The following is a 15062-nucleotide window of genomic DNA, read 5'->3' as shown; positions in this document are numbered from 1 at the left end:
AAGTAGGCAGTTTAACGTTGGCAAAGTACCAAATGCGTTGCCCTGTCTCAAGCTTTGCATGCTTTATAGTTGTAATTGGTAAAAGGCATTTGTGTCTTGGTTACCTTGGCTGACTAACGTAAAGTGGCACCTTTGCAGTGCTCGAATTGAGCCTTGATTATTGGGGGCGACCCCAGCATAGATGGTTTTGGCTAGGGCGTGAGTTCGAAAATAGTCGATACATCCTGAAAGTAACTCGCTACCGTATCCCTGTTGCCAAAACGGTGCGTGGATCAAATAACCAATGTGTGCGGTCGCCTGCTCAATGTGGGCAATGAATAAACCGAGAGGTGGTGCATTCAAAGTTTTTGCATTGTTACTTAGTGTATTACGAGGCAGTGCGATAAAAATTTCGCTATCCAGCAATTTCTCGTTTAACCACTTAAACGCTTTGTCCGCCTCTGGACTAGTTTGCCAGTCTTTGGGTAGAAAAGCCGTCGTTCGCGCTGACAATATACTGGTGATGTAATGCGCGTTACCCGGCCTGCAAAGTAAAGATTTACAACAATAAAAATCCAGACGAGGGGTTGAAAAGAGCGTGTTCATACCGTGCCTCCTGTATCGTGGCAGCAACGGTCATACTGCACGATAATGTTGTCGATAGTTTAAATTTAGTTGTTTTGTGTACGCTGGACCTGTTTAAATGCCATCGTTTTTTGATGGCCCTCAAGTGCGGGTCCAGAGAGCGCTTTAATGAGTAGACTTCCCACAAAGATTAGCAAGGCAGACACTAACGCATCGAGAAACAAAGCTATTGGTTGTGTTGCTACACCTAAATAAATAGGCGATGCTTGAAGCGAGTTTAGCGTGTATTGCCCTGTAAGCATATGCAGCGCCAATGCTGCCCAAAAGCCAAAGCAATAGGGGTAATGCCAAGATTCATAAAGATAGGCTAGTGGTTTGGGCAAATGTGCAATAAGCCTATTAAACCAGCTTCCCCATTCAGGTAGCTTTTCCCAAATTAAAATATGTAAGGTGAGTCCCATCAGCGCAATAGAGAAGTTTATGGTTGTTGATGTATCCAGCATAATATACCTTTAGATCAGCTTTTTTTAAGATGTGATGATTTTATCCTCGCGTAATAGGGTAAAAAATGGCTGTTTTTTGGCAGTGATCGGCTTATTTTAATATTTTGGAGGTGAGCATGCATGCACTGACTGTTGGTGAAGAGCGACTAGCGTCGCTTGTGTCACAAAAGCACGGTACACATGCCGAATGCGTTTTATCGTTTTTAGTGTCAGGATCTTTGACCATTGCACATCGCCAACCTTTTGAAGTTTCGTCAGGGATGTTTAGCGTGGTCCCGCCTGGTGTGCCTCATTCGTTACTTAAAGGGCAAGGGTTACATGTAATGTGGTTAAGTTTTTGCCCTGATTGTTTGGATTTGGCGCAAAGTGATCTGATGGTGCCATATGACAATGTCAAGCGTGGGGCATTGCCGGCTTTTAACACAGACCCTTCACGACGCGAGTTTATTCAGTCATTATTTAAAGAGTTAATAACAGTACACAATCAGATGTTAAGCCTAGAGGTACAACGAAGTTTTGTGATTCTGCTTTTGAATGAGTTAAGCCAAGCGTGTGCTTCAGAGGTACAGCACGTCAGATACAACGATAAAATAGAGCAGGCTATGGCTTTCATTCAGGCGAATTACTTGCAGCCGATCGGGCTTCGAGAAGTCAGTGACGCAATTCATCTCAGTGCGCCATACTTGGCTTCATTATTCAAAAGTGAAACAGAGTTTACTGTGGGAGAGTGGATCACGCAAAAACGTTTGTCTCAAGCATGCGCACAGCTGTTACATACATCGCTTCCTGTGAGTCAACTTGCAGAGCAGTTGGGATGGAGTGATACCACTCACTTTATTCGCCAGTTTAAAAAACATATGGGACTGACGCCAGCAGCTTGGCGTAAAACGCACAAAAGTCACAGGGCATTGACCTGATTTTCTTACGCATTTATTAATTTTTTCAGGGGCCGATGAGATTGAGTGTGTGCATTGGGTGTCGTCGATTAACTTTGTTTAACCACAGCCTTCACTGAGAGCATTAAATGTGGTGTAAAACGATAATACTGATAGCATGCGATACCATATCCGATAATTAATTCGGTTTGACTTGGTCTAGCGCACCTGTGTGGCACTGAGTTAAGAGGGTATGTGGAGAAATGAAAAACCACCTGAACAAGAGAGAGTAATTGAAGGGGAATTATTGTCCCTTTTGACTAATCAGCCAGAAGCATGCGCGTGGGCGCAGCTTTTATAGGCAAGGAAGTTCTATATCGTAAGGCGCGCCATAGGCCGCGCGCCTGTTAAATCGGATACTTTTACTGTGTCCGGTATCCATGGGTAAGTATACGCAGCAAAATTTAATGTGCTTGATCTACACGCCTATAGTGGACCACAGCCGAACAAAATACGTATTTAATATTGTATAGAGGTCCTAAAATCATATCTAAAGCCAACTGACAATGAATCAAAGTCTTGATCGTTGGCATATGACTTGGTTAAGTATTCTAGGTGGACACGCAGTGGCGGTGTGGGCAACCATTCTAAAGTGATATTAAACCCGTCAAAGCTTTGGTTATTCGGGTCACCATCGCCAAAGCCATCGTCAAAATCAAAGTAGCCTGTTTTTAGTTTGTAAAATTTACTGAGTTTATAAGCAAATGATAAATCAAACGTAGAGCCATCCCTATCTGCGGTATTGTGACGCTCGTAGGTTTTATCTTGATAGGCAACTGCACCGTAGAATCTATCGGTAAAATCATAGGCAAATGCGGCGGCCCAGATAGCGTTTTCTCCTAGGTGTGTTTGTTGATCGTATACTTCATTCATTTGGTATGTAACAGCGGCGTGCAGCCCATCTTTGTCATAGCTTAATCCCGCATTGAACAGATCATTGTTATTGTCATTGCCAGCGCCATCAAACTGACCAACGGCCACAAAAGTCAGAGGACCACTTTCTACTCTATAGCTCAATAAGTTATCAACAAAAAAGATACTTTCAGGGTCATACGCGTAGGGGCTATTGGCATGATTAAATATGTCTACATACTCGGCGATAAACAAATATTGGGCCGGGCGTTGTTTACCTATACCGAAACGACCTATGGGGGTAATCAGGGCTGTATAAGCGCGTCTAGAGCGGCCAAATTCGCCTGTGTTTTGTACATCAATACTCCATTCTCCATGTAACTCCGCTGCCCAGTCGTCGTTGAATCGGTGCGTTGCCTTGACTCCAGCATGGGACAGTGCATCTCTAACGTCGTATTGATTTTCACCACGGTCTTCAATGCGACCAAATGTAGGACGCATAGTGGCGTATACATCAACTGAATGGAGTGTCTTTGAGGGTTGTTTGGTTTTGATTGGTTTTGGTTGTGGTTCAGGTTTCTGAGGAGATTGTTGTAAAAATCGTCGTTTTAGTTCAGCGAGCTGGGCTTCTAGTGCTTTGATGTCTTCCATGGTGACTGGGCTATTTTCTTTTGCTTCTAGAGATTGTTGTACCAATGAAGATGAGAGCAAAACGGCAATAAGAGAGCGAGTCGCTGTTTTCATAGTCTTTAAACCAATTAGTTGCGATAAAGCGAATTATAGACAACACTTTGCGGTGTTGACTGATTTTTTTTCTGGCGAACAAATATGAAGATTAGAACCAAGTTTTCAGTCGCTTCTGCGCTGGTGGTGTTTCTCATTATTCTGGTGATCAGTGGCACGACCTATTGGTTTATCAATGACTCCATGAAGCAAAAAACAGCGGCATACGTGGCAGATACCACCAAGCTACTGGCAATAGGCATAGACAATTGGTTATCTCAAAAGGCATCGCAAATTCATGTGGTTAAAACACAACTAGATGCCGACTTCAGTACAGAAAAGTTTCAATTGGCGCTGGATACACCATTTTTTAAAGACTCATTTTTACTGGCTTTCGGCACGGTTGAAGATGAAACAGGGCTGAGATCGAATAATCCCAACAGACAAAACCCACCCGGAGTCGATTTTCGTCAACGTCCATGGTATTCGCTCGCTCGTCAAAGTGGCAAAACAGTATTTACCAGTCCCTATATCGATGCGGCAACGGGAGAATTGCTATTGTCGGTTGTTTCTCCAGTAAATCATACTGGGTCGTTTCGAGGCGTGATTGGTGGTGATCTTAGCCTAGCTACCATCGCAAACAGTATCAATGCCGTAGATTTTGACCATACGGGCTTTGCATTTTTAGTCGATAGAGAAGGCACTATTATCTCTCACCAGCAGACAGACTTAAACGGCAAAACTCTCAAGGATATCTCACCCAACTTATCACTATCTAAAACTAAGACCGTGCTAGAAGTTGAGGTGGCTGGAGACGATAAAATTATGTACTACTATCCATTGGATGATCAGTATGGAAACGAGTGGTATTTGGCGGTTATGTTGGACAAAAACAAAGTCTATAAAGCGCTCAATAGTTTGACATTTAACACATTTATCATCGCTATATTAGGCATTGTTCTAGGGTCCTTGAGTATTCGAGCACTGGCGGTTCATCTATTGAAGCCACTCAAAGAGCTTGAGGCGGCGATTACGAATATTGCATCGGGCAGTGGCGACCTAACGCAGAGGCTCAAAATAAAAAATGATGATGAATGCGGCAAAGTAGCGAGGCAGTTCAATGTGTTTCTTGCATCGTTGCATCAGTTAGTGACGCAGGTGAAACAAGGTACCGACATTGTGGTATCTAGCAGTGAAGCGGCGAGAGAGTTGTCAACACAATCTAGTTCCAGATTACAGGAACAGGTAGGTCTCGTAGAAAGCTTGGCTACAGCGATGCATGAGATGAGCACGACATCTAGTGAAATAGCAGGCAGTGCGCAAAATGCGGCAAGCTCAATTACGACTGTCAATGACAAGACTCGAGACGGCCAACAGGTATTTTTAGAAACTAAAAACGAAATTTCAGCGCTGTCTGAAGAAATTAATGAATCGCATGCAATGAGTACTCAGCTAGCAGAGTATAGCCATAGTATAGAAAATATTTTATCTGTGATTAATGGTATCGCAGAGCAAACAAACTTACTGGCTTTAAACGCAGCCATTGAAGCCGCACGTGCTGGTGAACAAGGGCGGGGGTTTGCAGTCGTTGCAGATGAAGTCAGGTCTTTGGCGACCAAAACGCAAGAGTCTACTACCGAAATTAAGAGTATGATTGAGCAAATACAAGTATCTTCAAACCAAGTACAAAATGCCATGGGGGCAAGCAGAGATAAAACACTTCAATGTGTGGAACAAACTGAACATGCCACACAAATGCTGAATGAAATTTCTGAATCAGTGAAAGACATCATGGATAGGAATATTCAGATCGCGACAGCAATTGAAGAGCAAAGTGTTGTCATAGAAGAGATAAATAAAAACACGGCAAACATTAATGATATCAGCGTGGAAGTGGACAGCTTTGCCAGTCAGCAGTATCAAGCGAGTCAAGAATTGGCAGAACAATCCCATGAACAGGAGGCATTACTGTCGAAGTTCACCTTATGACGCGATAAAGCGACTATATGCAGATGTTACAAATATGCGTATCATGCCGGATAAATTACAGCCCACCGCTTTTGTAGAGGAGAAAAAGTATGGCTATTTGGGTTGATGCTGATGCGTGCCCTGTTGTGATAAGGGAAATGTTATTTCGAGCTGCTGTAAGAACGAAAGTGACAGTAACTCTAGTTGCCAACCAATATTTAAAAACACCCGCATCTCCTTACATTTGTAAGTTACAGGTGAGTGCAGGATTCGACGTGGCAGACAATGAGATTGTTAAGCGTATGGCCGCTGGCGATCTAGTGGTGACGAGTGATATTCCTCTTGCTGCTGAAGTCATTGAGAAAGGGGGGCTGGCACTTAGTACTCGAGGTGAAATGTATACACCTGAAAATATTCGTGGTCGCCTTAACATGCGTGATTTTATGGATACCCTCAGAAGTAGTGGCGTACAAACTGGCGGTCCTCCACCATTAAGCCAAGGGGAAAAACAGCAATTTGCCAATTGTTTGGACAGATGGTTACAACAGCACCAGACTTAATAAACGCCGCTTTTTAAGCAAGCAACTTGACCACCTATGCAGGTTGTTTGCACTCTCCTAATATCGCGCTTTGTTTCTTGCCATTTATCTGATTCTATGTGCATTATTTAGTCTGAACTGCGCAAATAGCACAGTAATAATTTTATTGGATTTAGGAGTATTTAACCATGATTAGGGTGATGACGGAGCAAGACTTTGCTGCATTTTGGCCAACTTTCAAAGAGGTTATCGTCCAGCAAGAAACCTACGCATTTGATCCACAAATGGATGAAGCTTTCGCGTATCGCCTGTGGTGTGAACAATCCCTCAATTCATTCGTATATGCAGAAAATGATCAAGTGTTGGGAAGTTATTACATAAAGGCCAATGGGATGGGGCCGAGTGATCATATTTGCAACTGTGGCTATATGGTCTCTCCTAAAGCTCGGGGAAAAGGCTTAGCAAGATCTTTGTGTGAACATTCTCAGCAGCAGGCATTAGCGCTTGGGTTTCGTGCCATGCAGTTCAACTCGGTTGTTTCAAGTAACCAAATAGCCGTTTCTTTATGGCAAAAGTTAGGGTTTGAGATCATTGGCACAATTCCCAACGCATATCGTCATGCACGCCTTGGTTTAGTTGATAGCTATATTATGTACAAATGGTTAGAGTAAATTGATAGGATTAATTTATGAACAAGGAAATAGTTTTTTGTAATTTGGCAGAAAAACCACAGTATGTTCCGAAAATTGCCATGTGGTACTATCGAGAATGGTGCGAGCAAAGTGGCCGATATTCACTTCAAGAAGTGACTGATAAGCTAGAAAGTGCGCTCAAAAAAGGCACTTTACCCATAAATGTAATTGCACTCCAAGGTGGCGAGCTTTTGGGGACCGCTGAGCTCAAATTACATGAAATGGAAGAATATCTTCAATTCGAACATTGGATTGGTGGGGTATATGTTGCATCTAAAGCAAGGGGCAAAAGCTTAGCGCACCGCTTGGTGCAATTTTTAATTGAGCACGCGAAAGATAAGGGGATTGAGACACTATATTTGCAAACTGAGGATTTGACGGGCGGGCTTTATCGAAAACTTGGGTTTGAGCCTATGTTTGAGGCTGACTCAAAAGGTTATCGCGTACTACTGATGAATGTTCGATTATGAGTGTGGTCATCGGTTCTATAGTGTTTTGTACTATACATTAAATCGAGCCCACAAAAGCAACTCAAGTTAGATAGGTTTTTACATATGTTAGCAACGTCAGGTTTTTTTATTTTGGTGCATGTATTGAGATAGTGCAGTTTACATGTAATGCAATACAGCCATTTTATCCCTCTGTACGATCAAACCTAATATACACGTAAAAGGTATGCGCAGGTTAGATCGTGTTGTTAGATACATTCCATTTGTAAATAATACCAGCGAAGGGGAAGCGTTGAGTATTCTGGGCCCAGACAGTCAATACGTGAGTTATGCATGTTTGGTTGACGGGTTTTGAGGTGTCGCTAACATGTGAGGATATTTTAATTCACGCAATAGTTTATGGATAATGTTATTACATAACAATGGTTTGCTGGAGTTTTTAAACACGATCCGGTTGACTTTATGGTAATCGCTATTTATATTTGCATTGCATTTTTTGTTCATACTAAGGTGTGAGATTGAACTTCAGAGCCCTAATTTACGCGATACTTATCACCGTGGTTGCATTGCAATCCGTTTTGTCTGTCGCATCTATCTCTGAATTCCACCCAGTTGATGCAAAGCACCTGCAATCTAGTCACACTCACCAGCACGATGAACAAATTTCCACCTCTGTTAAATTTGATGAGCATGGACATGCTGTTCAAGATTGTCATCATTGTGGACATTGTTCCGGTAGTCACACCTCTTGGGTGAGTTTCGAGACCCAAACACACTCTTCATTGGATATTTCATTCGCGATATTTAGTGCGCCTGATAGACAGGTGCGTAAAAGAATTGAGTCCAAATTCAAGCCTCCAATTTTGTCCTAACATCTGTATTTTTTCATTGCTGCGCAGCATCTCCTTTAAAGTGGAAAGAGATCTCAGTAATGGTTTAAAAGTTGAGTGATGGGCAAGAAACTATGCCCGACTTAACATAAGGTGTTACGAACGATCGTTCGTACAAATAATCATGCCTTAGCGCAGCACAGTATATGTGGTGTAGAGACTACGTTATGCATGATTTTCATTCCTCCCAAAGGGCTGCAGTTAGTCTTATTGGCAAAAGCTGCTTTGTAGGGGGAAAATGGAGGTTCTACTCATGAGCATTAAACTAAAGCGATGCTTCATATTTTTTATTTTGATACACAGCACATTTTCTTTAGCAAATTTAGATGAGCATGAAAGCTCATTAACGCGTCACCCTGAACAAAATCAACAACACGCAGAGCATCCTCAACATGTTCACGAAGAAGGCGACCACAGTGAGCAAGTGCAACACTCAAGTATTTTGTTGAGTAAAGAGCAAAAATTGTTGGCTGAGGTTGAAGTTGCACCAATCAACGCGAACTTTTATGAGCAAATATATACTGCACCTGCAGAAGTAAAGGCAAACGGATATACCAGTTATATCGTGTCTCCCCGCACGGAATCAGTGGTCGTGAGTCGTTATGTGGTGTTAGGAGAGAAAGTTGAGACAGGCCAAAAGCTTGTTACCTTGTTTAGCCAAGAAATGGCACGGGCACAAGCTGATTACTTACTGGCAAAAAATGACTGGCAAAGAACTGCTCGGCTGGGCCCTGAAACGGTGAGTGAACGCGAACGTTTGGCTGCTAAAACACGATTTAATGCAGCATATGGCCAGCTAGTTGCGTTGGGGCTGAGTGATGCCGCGATACAAAAACTAACATCACCAGCAAGTGATACATTGGGTCAATACACGCTTGTTGCAAAGCAGGCCGGTGTGGTCTTGAAAGACAGTTTTTCACAGGGGCAACGGATTTCAGCTGGCAGTGAGCTCATGTTATTGGCAGATGAAAAGACACTGTGGGTTGAGGCTAAGCTATCTGTAAATACCACACTAAATTTAGAGCAAGTAACGCGTGCATTCGTATCTTTAGAAAGTCGTGATTACGCTGCTCAGATCATACAACAAACACACACGATTGATACGCAAACACGCACTAAAGTAGTGAGGCTTTCTGTTGCCAATGAAGGTGACACGTTACATGCGGGCATGTTTGTGGATGTGAGCTTTGTTGTGTCATCTCAACACAAAGAGATGCTAGTGCCTGAATCTGCGGTCATAAAAGATGTTGATCTTAATTGGGTGGTCTTTGTTGAACAGCCGGATAAGTCCTTCTTACCATTACCCGTTCAATTAGGAACGCAAATTAATCAATTACGGATAATTAATGGTTTACCCGAAGGGAGCCGAATTGCCGTGAAAGGTGCATTTTTCATCGCTTCTGAGTTCGCAAAAAGCGGCTTTGATCCGCACAATCATTAAGGGGTGAAACAGTGTTAAATAAACTGATTCTGTGGTCGGTCACAAATCGTTATCTAGTCGTCATTGCGATGGTCTTGATGGCAATTTTAAGTGCGTTTTCTATTCAAAGGTTAAATCTAGATGCATTCCCAGATGTCACCAATGTTCAAGTGGTCGTGAACACAGAAGCACCGGGGCTTGCTGCCAAAGAGGTAGAGCAGCTAATTACTTACCCGATTGAGGCCGCTATGTATGCGTTACCGAATGTAGAGAAAGTCAGATCGATCTCTAAAACGGGGCTTTCAGGTGTTACGGTAGTTTTTACAGGTGATACAGACGTATATTTTGCAAGGCAGTTAGTTTTTGAACGCCTGCAAGATGCCAGAGAAGCCATTCCTAAGGGTTTAGGGACACCTAAACTGGGGCCAAATACCTCTGGGCTAGGGCAAGTTTTTCAGTATTTATTACTCGCCGAATCAGACTCAGGGTACGACCAAGTGGCGTTAAGAAGTCTGAATGATTGGCTGGTTAAATTACTGCTTATGCCAATCGAAGGAGTAACAGAGGTATTATCTTTTGGTGGTGAAGTTCGACAGTACCAAGTGAACTTGAATCCTAGAAGGATGTTAGCATATCAGCTAAGTCAGGCTGATATTCAAACAGCATTGCAGAACAACAATGTGAATGTTGGTGGTTGGTATATGGATAGGGGACAAGCGCAACTGGTTATAAGAGGTGCGGGTTGGTTTCAAAGTGGTGAGCAGGGGCTTGAACAAATAGCACAAGTACCGGTTAAAGTTGTAAATGGTGCGGTGGTGACTATTTCAGACGTTGCGAAAGTGCAGTTTGGTGCTGAAATTCGCCAAGGTGCCGTGACAATGACTAAACGAGATGAAAATGGTCAGCCTGTCGCGCTGGGAGAAGTGGTTTCTGGTGTGGTTCTTAAGCGTAGTGGGGCCAATAGCAAACAAACTATTGATGCTATTTACGCACGTTTAGCACACATAGAAAGCGCATTACCTAAGGGAGTGAAACTAACCCCATTTTACGATCAAGCCGATCTAGTTGAGCAGGCGGTTATGACGGTCGTCAAAGCACTTGGGTTAGCATTTATCTTTATCACGATTGTACTTACGTTATTTTTATTAAATCTGAGAGCCACGTTACTGGTGCTTATTTCTATCCCATTGTCGGTCGGTTTGGCGTTGATGGCAATGGTATGGTTGGGGATGTCAGCGAATTTAATGTCATTGGGTGGAATCGCAATTGCTATAGGCATGCTAGTAGATGGCTCTGTGGTTATGACGGAAAACGTGATCAAAAAGATATCTGCATCAAGCAATATAGAGCCGGGTAAGCAGTGTAATTTATCGGAGTTGATTGTTAGCGCGGCGCATGAAGTTGCTCGGTCTATTTTTTTTGCGTCGTTGATTATACTCATCGTATTTGCGCCATTATTCAGCTTTGAAGGTGTAGAAGCGAAGATGTTTGAACCAATGGCGATGAGTATTATGTTAGCGGTTGTCTTTGCGATAATTATTGCGCTATTTGGTATTCCTGCATTGGCAAGCATTGCGTATCGTCGAGGTTTCAGAGCAAAGCGAAACTGGCTTGTAGACTGGTTAGAAAAAAACTATCGCGCGAGTTTGTCCAAAGTGATCGCGTACAAAAAGTTACTGATATTAGGATTGTGTATGCTATTCACTATCAGTATTTCTTTAGCATCTAAAATTGGGACTGAATTTGTACCTGAATTAGAAGAGGGCACGATTAATTTGCGTGTTACCTTAGCATCCTCAGCAAGCCTTGATACTGCGTTAACGCTGACGCCAAAATTGGAAGAAAAGCTTTTGGCATTCCCTGAAGTAACGTATGCACTCAGTAGAATCGGACGCGCTGAGATTGGCGGTGATCCCGAACCTGTCAACAATATTGAGATATACATAGGCCTTAAGCCACAAGAGCAATGGCAAAGTGCGACTAATAGAGTGCAATTACAAGGACTAATGAAAAATAGCCTGAGCGTATTTCCTGGAGTTTTACTTAACTTTTCGCAGCCCATCGCAACACGTGTTGATGAGCTACTTTCCGGTGTTAAAGCCCAGTTAGCGATTAAATTATTGGGTCCTGATTTAGACGTTTTGGCTTTGAAGGGGGCTGAGCTGGAACAAGTGATCAGAGAAGTCGAAGGGATTACGGACGTTGCGTTAGAGCAAATTACAGGCGAATCTCAACTAATCATAACCCCAAATCGGCAAGCACTATCAAAGTTTGGGCTATCGGTTGCAGATGTTATGTCGATAGTCAATGAGGGCATTGGAGGCCAACACAGTGGTCAGGTTGTCAAGGGCAATGAACGCTACGATATATATGTGCGCCTCGCGCAAAAGTTTCGTAATACTCCTGCGGCGATTGCAGATTTAACCTTGCTGTCACCCACTGGGGCTTGGGTTAGAATGGGAGATGTTGCTGAGATTAAGTTTGGAACTGGAACCCCACAAATTAGGCGCGATGATGTGCAAAGGCGAGTTGTTATTCAAGCAAACGTGCATGGTAGTGATATGGGTTCAGTGGTAAAGGATATTCGTCAGTTGGTTGCGAATAACGTTGACTTACCAGCAGGTTATACGATGGTGATAGGCGGTCAATTTGAGCGTCAACAAAGAGCGCAAAATCGTCTTAAGTTGATTGTACCATTGTCCATTTTATTGATTGCATTACTGTTGCTGCTGGCATTTGGATCCGTTGGGCAATCGGCCCTGATACTAGTCAATATTCCTTTGGCTGCTGTTGGAGGTATTCTCGCATTGTACTATTCTGGATTACACCTTTCAGTTGCGAGTTCTGTAGGGTTCATTACGTTGTTTGGGGTTGCTGTACTCAATGGGGTAGTCTTGGTGGAGAGCATAAACGGCCGTTGTGGTACTCAGCATGTTCATGATGCAGTACTGGATGGTGCGGTTTCACGATTGAGGCCAGTGTTGATGACTGCGCTAACTTCTGCTTTGGGCCTGCTACCTATGTTATTGGCTACAGGGGTTGGCTCGGAGTTGCAGAAGCCGATTGCCGTGGTTGTCATTGGGGGGTTAATAAGTTCAACCTTATTTACATTGTATGTCCTTCCATGCTTCTATGCATTTTTCTCGCGCAGGGCTGCTAGGGCAGGTGGATAGTCATTGAATCAAGGCACTTCAAGGGCCCTTATTTGGGGCTTTTGTTTATTTTAGCGAGGTAAATAGATGCGCAAGTTCAAAAACTTTGGGGAATTCTATCCATTTTACTTGCAACAACATCAGAATCGGTACTGCCGGCGGATGCATTTTATCGGTTCTTCCTGTGTATTGTTGGTACTGTTAATTTGCTTAATGACACAATATTGGGCTTTGATACTGCTTGCGCCTTTGTTCGGTTATGGTTTTGCGTGGTTTGGTCATTTTTGTTATGAGGGAAACAAACCTGCGACGTTCACATACCCTTTATATAGCTTTTTCGCAGACTGGGTGATGTTTAGGGATATCATCACCCGAAAAGTCAGTATTTAGGCTCACTTATTTTTTGAAGGCTGGTTCAATAGGTAAACTGCGCATAACGCAAATGCACCGCCTACTGAAACGGCCAAACTGAGCTGCTCGCCAAAATACCACACAGATAAACCCATCGCTGTTACTGGTACTATGAAGATAAAGGAGCTTGAACGGTTTGCCCCTAGCTTTTGCGTTGCCAAAAAGAAAATGGTTGTCGCAATACTAATCACTACAATAGATAAATACAGCATGTGATACCAATAGGTACTAGAGTAACTGCTGATGTTGCTAAACGGCTTGTGTTCATAAGCAAATATGTAGCTAAGTATGGTTGCCCACAGATACATTAATGTACTAAAAGTTAAAAAGTCCGAGAATTTGGTACCTTGCTTGCTGATTAAAGTTAACGCCGCCCAGGTAATTGACGCCAGCAAGAAAAAAGCGTTACCTGATGCAAATATCTCTGCGGTATTAAAGTGCCAAACCTCAATCATCAATAAACCACCAATAAACCCAAATACGAGTCCCATAATCTGTTTCGTTGCAAGAGTCATACGAAACAATATGAAACTAAGCATAAAAGTAAAAATGGGATTGGTGGTGGTGACAAGCATTCCCCCTTTACCAGGTAGGCCGTCTAATAGGCCCATGAAAAAGAACTGATTGTAAACTGCCATTAACGCCCCGGCTGGTAGTGACCACAATAGTGCTTTATTTGAATAGCGCAATTCAATTAACTTGAATTTCTGCATCAGATATAAAGTTGGCAACATGCTCAGTACTGCCAATGCGATTCGATAAAACACCGTGACTTGTGAAGGTGCCATATCAGCAATTATTTTCCCTGATATCCAGCTTGAGCCCCAAACGAGCATTGCACTGACCAATGCAATAATTATGGTCGTTTCTTTTGATGAGGCTTCTAAAGTAGTTGTAGTCATGTGATCCCTTATGAATGGCATTTTCTGAAGCAAAAGTGTTCAGGTTATACCTTATTTTAATGTCCAGGTGTGTTGAGCTGGCGTTCGGCGTGAATGTTGATTGTACAAACTTTGACTCACTGATTGAAGTGATTTTTAAAGCAGTTGTAGAAAAGCCAGTAATTCGCTGCTCTGTATATTTCTATGGCAGCCAATCGGATTACTTCATATTACACAATGGACTGTAATGGCCCGTAATTGCTTTTAATCTGAATATCCCTATAGTTGCACATAGATTATTCAGAACGAGGGAATCGCAATGTCTGCAAAAGTTACTGTGACATTTATCAATAAAACAGATAAGCCAATGTTCGCTTTTTTATTGCATGAAAAGCAGATTGTTGCACTCACTTTAACTCAGATATTTCCGGGGTCGGCGTATAGGTTGAACGAAGATGTCGAAAATTTAGATAACTTGTCAGTTGGTTTTGGCCAATCTTGGTCGCAAGCTGAACTAGAGATGCAGCTAGATATAAAGCGAGGGATAACGGATTTCAATGTTGCACTTGATAATGAGGGTGCCATGGAGATTATCACCAATGGTGATACCAAGCTTAAAAGAAAGCATTATTTTTATAGAGAGGCATTTTGTTAAAAGTGCCTATTTATGTGTTACTGAATATTTAACGTTAATCGCAGAAACGCTAGCAAAGCATAATCTGCTTGATAGTGTAAATTCGAGATGAATACCGCGTTGTAAGTTGACGATTCTGGTTTTGTTTTAGACATTCATACTACCCTCAAAGCTATTGTAAAACTCACCGTCAATAAAATAAAAAAAGTGCTTGCACTATTTCGGGAGTTCCCTATAATGCGCACCCACTGACACGGAGCGACACGCACAACAGCGAGATGCAAAGTGAAGGGCAAAGTTAAATTGAAAGGTTGATTTAAAAAATTAAATTTTCTAGTTGACTTTAAAAATGAAGCGGTTAATATGGCGCTCCACTTCGCAGCAAAGCGCTGCGGTAGCTAACCAAGGTTAGTTACACTGTTCTTTAAAAATATGAAGCAATCATCTGT

The 15062-nt window shown here is 42.6% G+C and carries 15 protein-coding genes; 11 read left to right on the top strand and 4 right to left on the bottom strand.

The genetic code is table 11. The annotated features are described in order from the left end of the window. Positions 1–63: 63 nt before the first annotated feature. Both L1286_RS01820 and L1286_RS01815 read right to left on the bottom strand, forming a co-directional pair. Complete coding sequence (locus L1286_RS01820) at positions 64–585, bottom strand: GNAT family N-acetyltransferase (protein WP_235405230.1); 522 nt, start codon at positions 583–585, stop codon at positions 64–66. Between the two features lie 65 nt (positions 586–650). Next, the gene (locus L1286_RS01815) at positions 651–1067 is read right to left on the bottom strand and encodes a hypothetical protein (protein WP_235405229.1); all 417 of its coding nucleotides are present in this window, start codon (positions 1065–1067) and stop codon (positions 651–653) included. A gap of 116 nt (positions 1068–1183) precedes the next feature. On the opposite strand from L1286_RS01815, the gene L1286_RS01810 reads away from it, so the two are divergent. Continuing rightward, positions 1184–1984: a helix-turn-helix transcriptional regulator gene (locus L1286_RS01810; protein WP_235405228.1), complete on the top strand. Its 801-nt coding sequence runs from the start codon at positions 1184–1186 to the stop codon at positions 1982–1984. Between the two features lie 477 nt (positions 1985–2461). Here L1286_RS01810 and L1286_RS01805 read toward each other — a convergent pair whose 3' ends face one another. After that, a complete protein-coding gene (locus L1286_RS01805) occupies positions 2462–3598 on the bottom strand; it encodes a porin (RefSeq protein ID WP_235405227.1) in 1137 nt (378 codons plus the stop codon). An 84-nt stretch (positions 3599–3682) separates the two neighbouring features. On the opposite strand from L1286_RS01805, the gene L1286_RS01800 reads away from it, so the two are divergent. The 9 genes from L1286_RS01800 to L1286_RS01765 all read left to right on the top strand — a co-directional run bounded on the left by L1286_RS01800 (position 3683) and on the right by L1286_RS01765 (position 13077). After that, on the top strand, positions 3683–5566 hold the full coding sequence (locus L1286_RS01800; RefSeq protein ID WP_235405226.1) for a methyl-accepting chemotaxis protein: 1884 nt from the start codon (positions 3683–3685) through the stop codon (positions 5564–5566). 89 nt (positions 5567–5655) lie between these two features. After that, a complete protein-coding gene (locus L1286_RS01795; protein WP_235405225.1) occupies positions 5656–6105 on the top strand; it encodes a YaiI/YqxD family protein in 450 nt (149 codons plus the stop codon). A 167-nt stretch (positions 6106–6272) separates the two neighbouring features. After that, complete coding sequence (locus tag L1286_RS01790; protein WP_235405224.1) at positions 6273–6755, top strand: GNAT family N-acetyltransferase; 483 nt, start codon at positions 6273–6275, stop codon at positions 6753–6755. 17 nt (positions 6756–6772) lie between these two features. Continuing rightward, positions 6773–7246: a GNAT family N-acetyltransferase gene (locus L1286_RS01785; RefSeq protein ID WP_235405223.1), complete on the top strand. Its 474-nt coding sequence runs from the start codon at positions 6773–6775 to the stop codon at positions 7244–7246. Positions 7247–7451: 205 nt separating this feature from the next. Then, positions 7452–7580 (top strand): hypothetical protein, encoded by a 129-nt coding sequence (locus tag L1286_RS24070; protein WP_268831907.1) that lies wholly within the window; start codon positions 7452–7454, stop codon positions 7578–7580. 163 nt (positions 7581–7743) lie between these two features. Beyond that, positions 7744–8097: a hypothetical protein gene (locus L1286_RS01780; RefSeq protein ID WP_235405222.1), complete on the top strand. Its 354-nt coding sequence runs from the start codon at positions 7744–7746 to the stop codon at positions 8095–8097. Positions 8098–8368: 271 nt separating this feature from the next. After that, positions 8369–9556, top strand: a complete 1188-nt coding sequence (locus L1286_RS01775) for an efflux RND transporter periplasmic adaptor subunit (protein WP_235405221.1) — start codon at positions 8369–8371, stop codon at positions 9554–9556. An 11-nt stretch (positions 9557–9567) separates the two neighbouring features. Further along, a complete protein-coding gene (locus tag L1286_RS01770; protein WP_235405220.1) occupies positions 9568–12708 on the top strand; it encodes an efflux RND transporter permease subunit in 3141 nt (1046 codons plus the stop codon). A 66-nt stretch (positions 12709–12774) separates the two neighbouring features. Next, positions 12775–13077, top strand: a complete 303-nt coding sequence (locus L1286_RS01765; protein WP_235405219.1) for a DUF962 domain-containing protein — start codon at positions 12775–12777, stop codon at positions 13075–13077. Positions 13078–13079: 2 nt separating this feature from the next. Here L1286_RS01765 and L1286_RS01760 read toward each other — a convergent pair whose 3' ends face one another. Then, the gene (locus tag L1286_RS01760; RefSeq protein WP_235405218.1) at positions 13080–14000 is read right to left on the bottom strand and encodes a DMT family transporter; all 921 of its coding nucleotides are present in this window, start codon (positions 13998–14000) and stop codon (positions 13080–13082) included. 298 nt (positions 14001–14298) lie between these two features. Between L1286_RS01760 and L1286_RS01755 the strand changes: the two genes are divergently transcribed. Next, positions 14299–14634, top strand: coding sequence for a hypothetical protein (locus tag L1286_RS01755; RefSeq protein WP_235405217.1), 336 nt, complete (start codon positions 14299–14301; stop codon positions 14632–14634). Positions 14635–15062: the final 428 nt, after the last annotated feature.

This window comes from Pseudoalteromonas sp. SMS1, assembly GCF_021530565.1.
Classification (GTDB): Bacteria; Pseudomonadota; Gammaproteobacteria; order Enterobacterales; family Alteromonadaceae; genus Pseudoalteromonas.
Note: the sequence above shows the minus strand (reverse complement) of the source record. Positions and strands in the feature narration are given on the sequence as shown.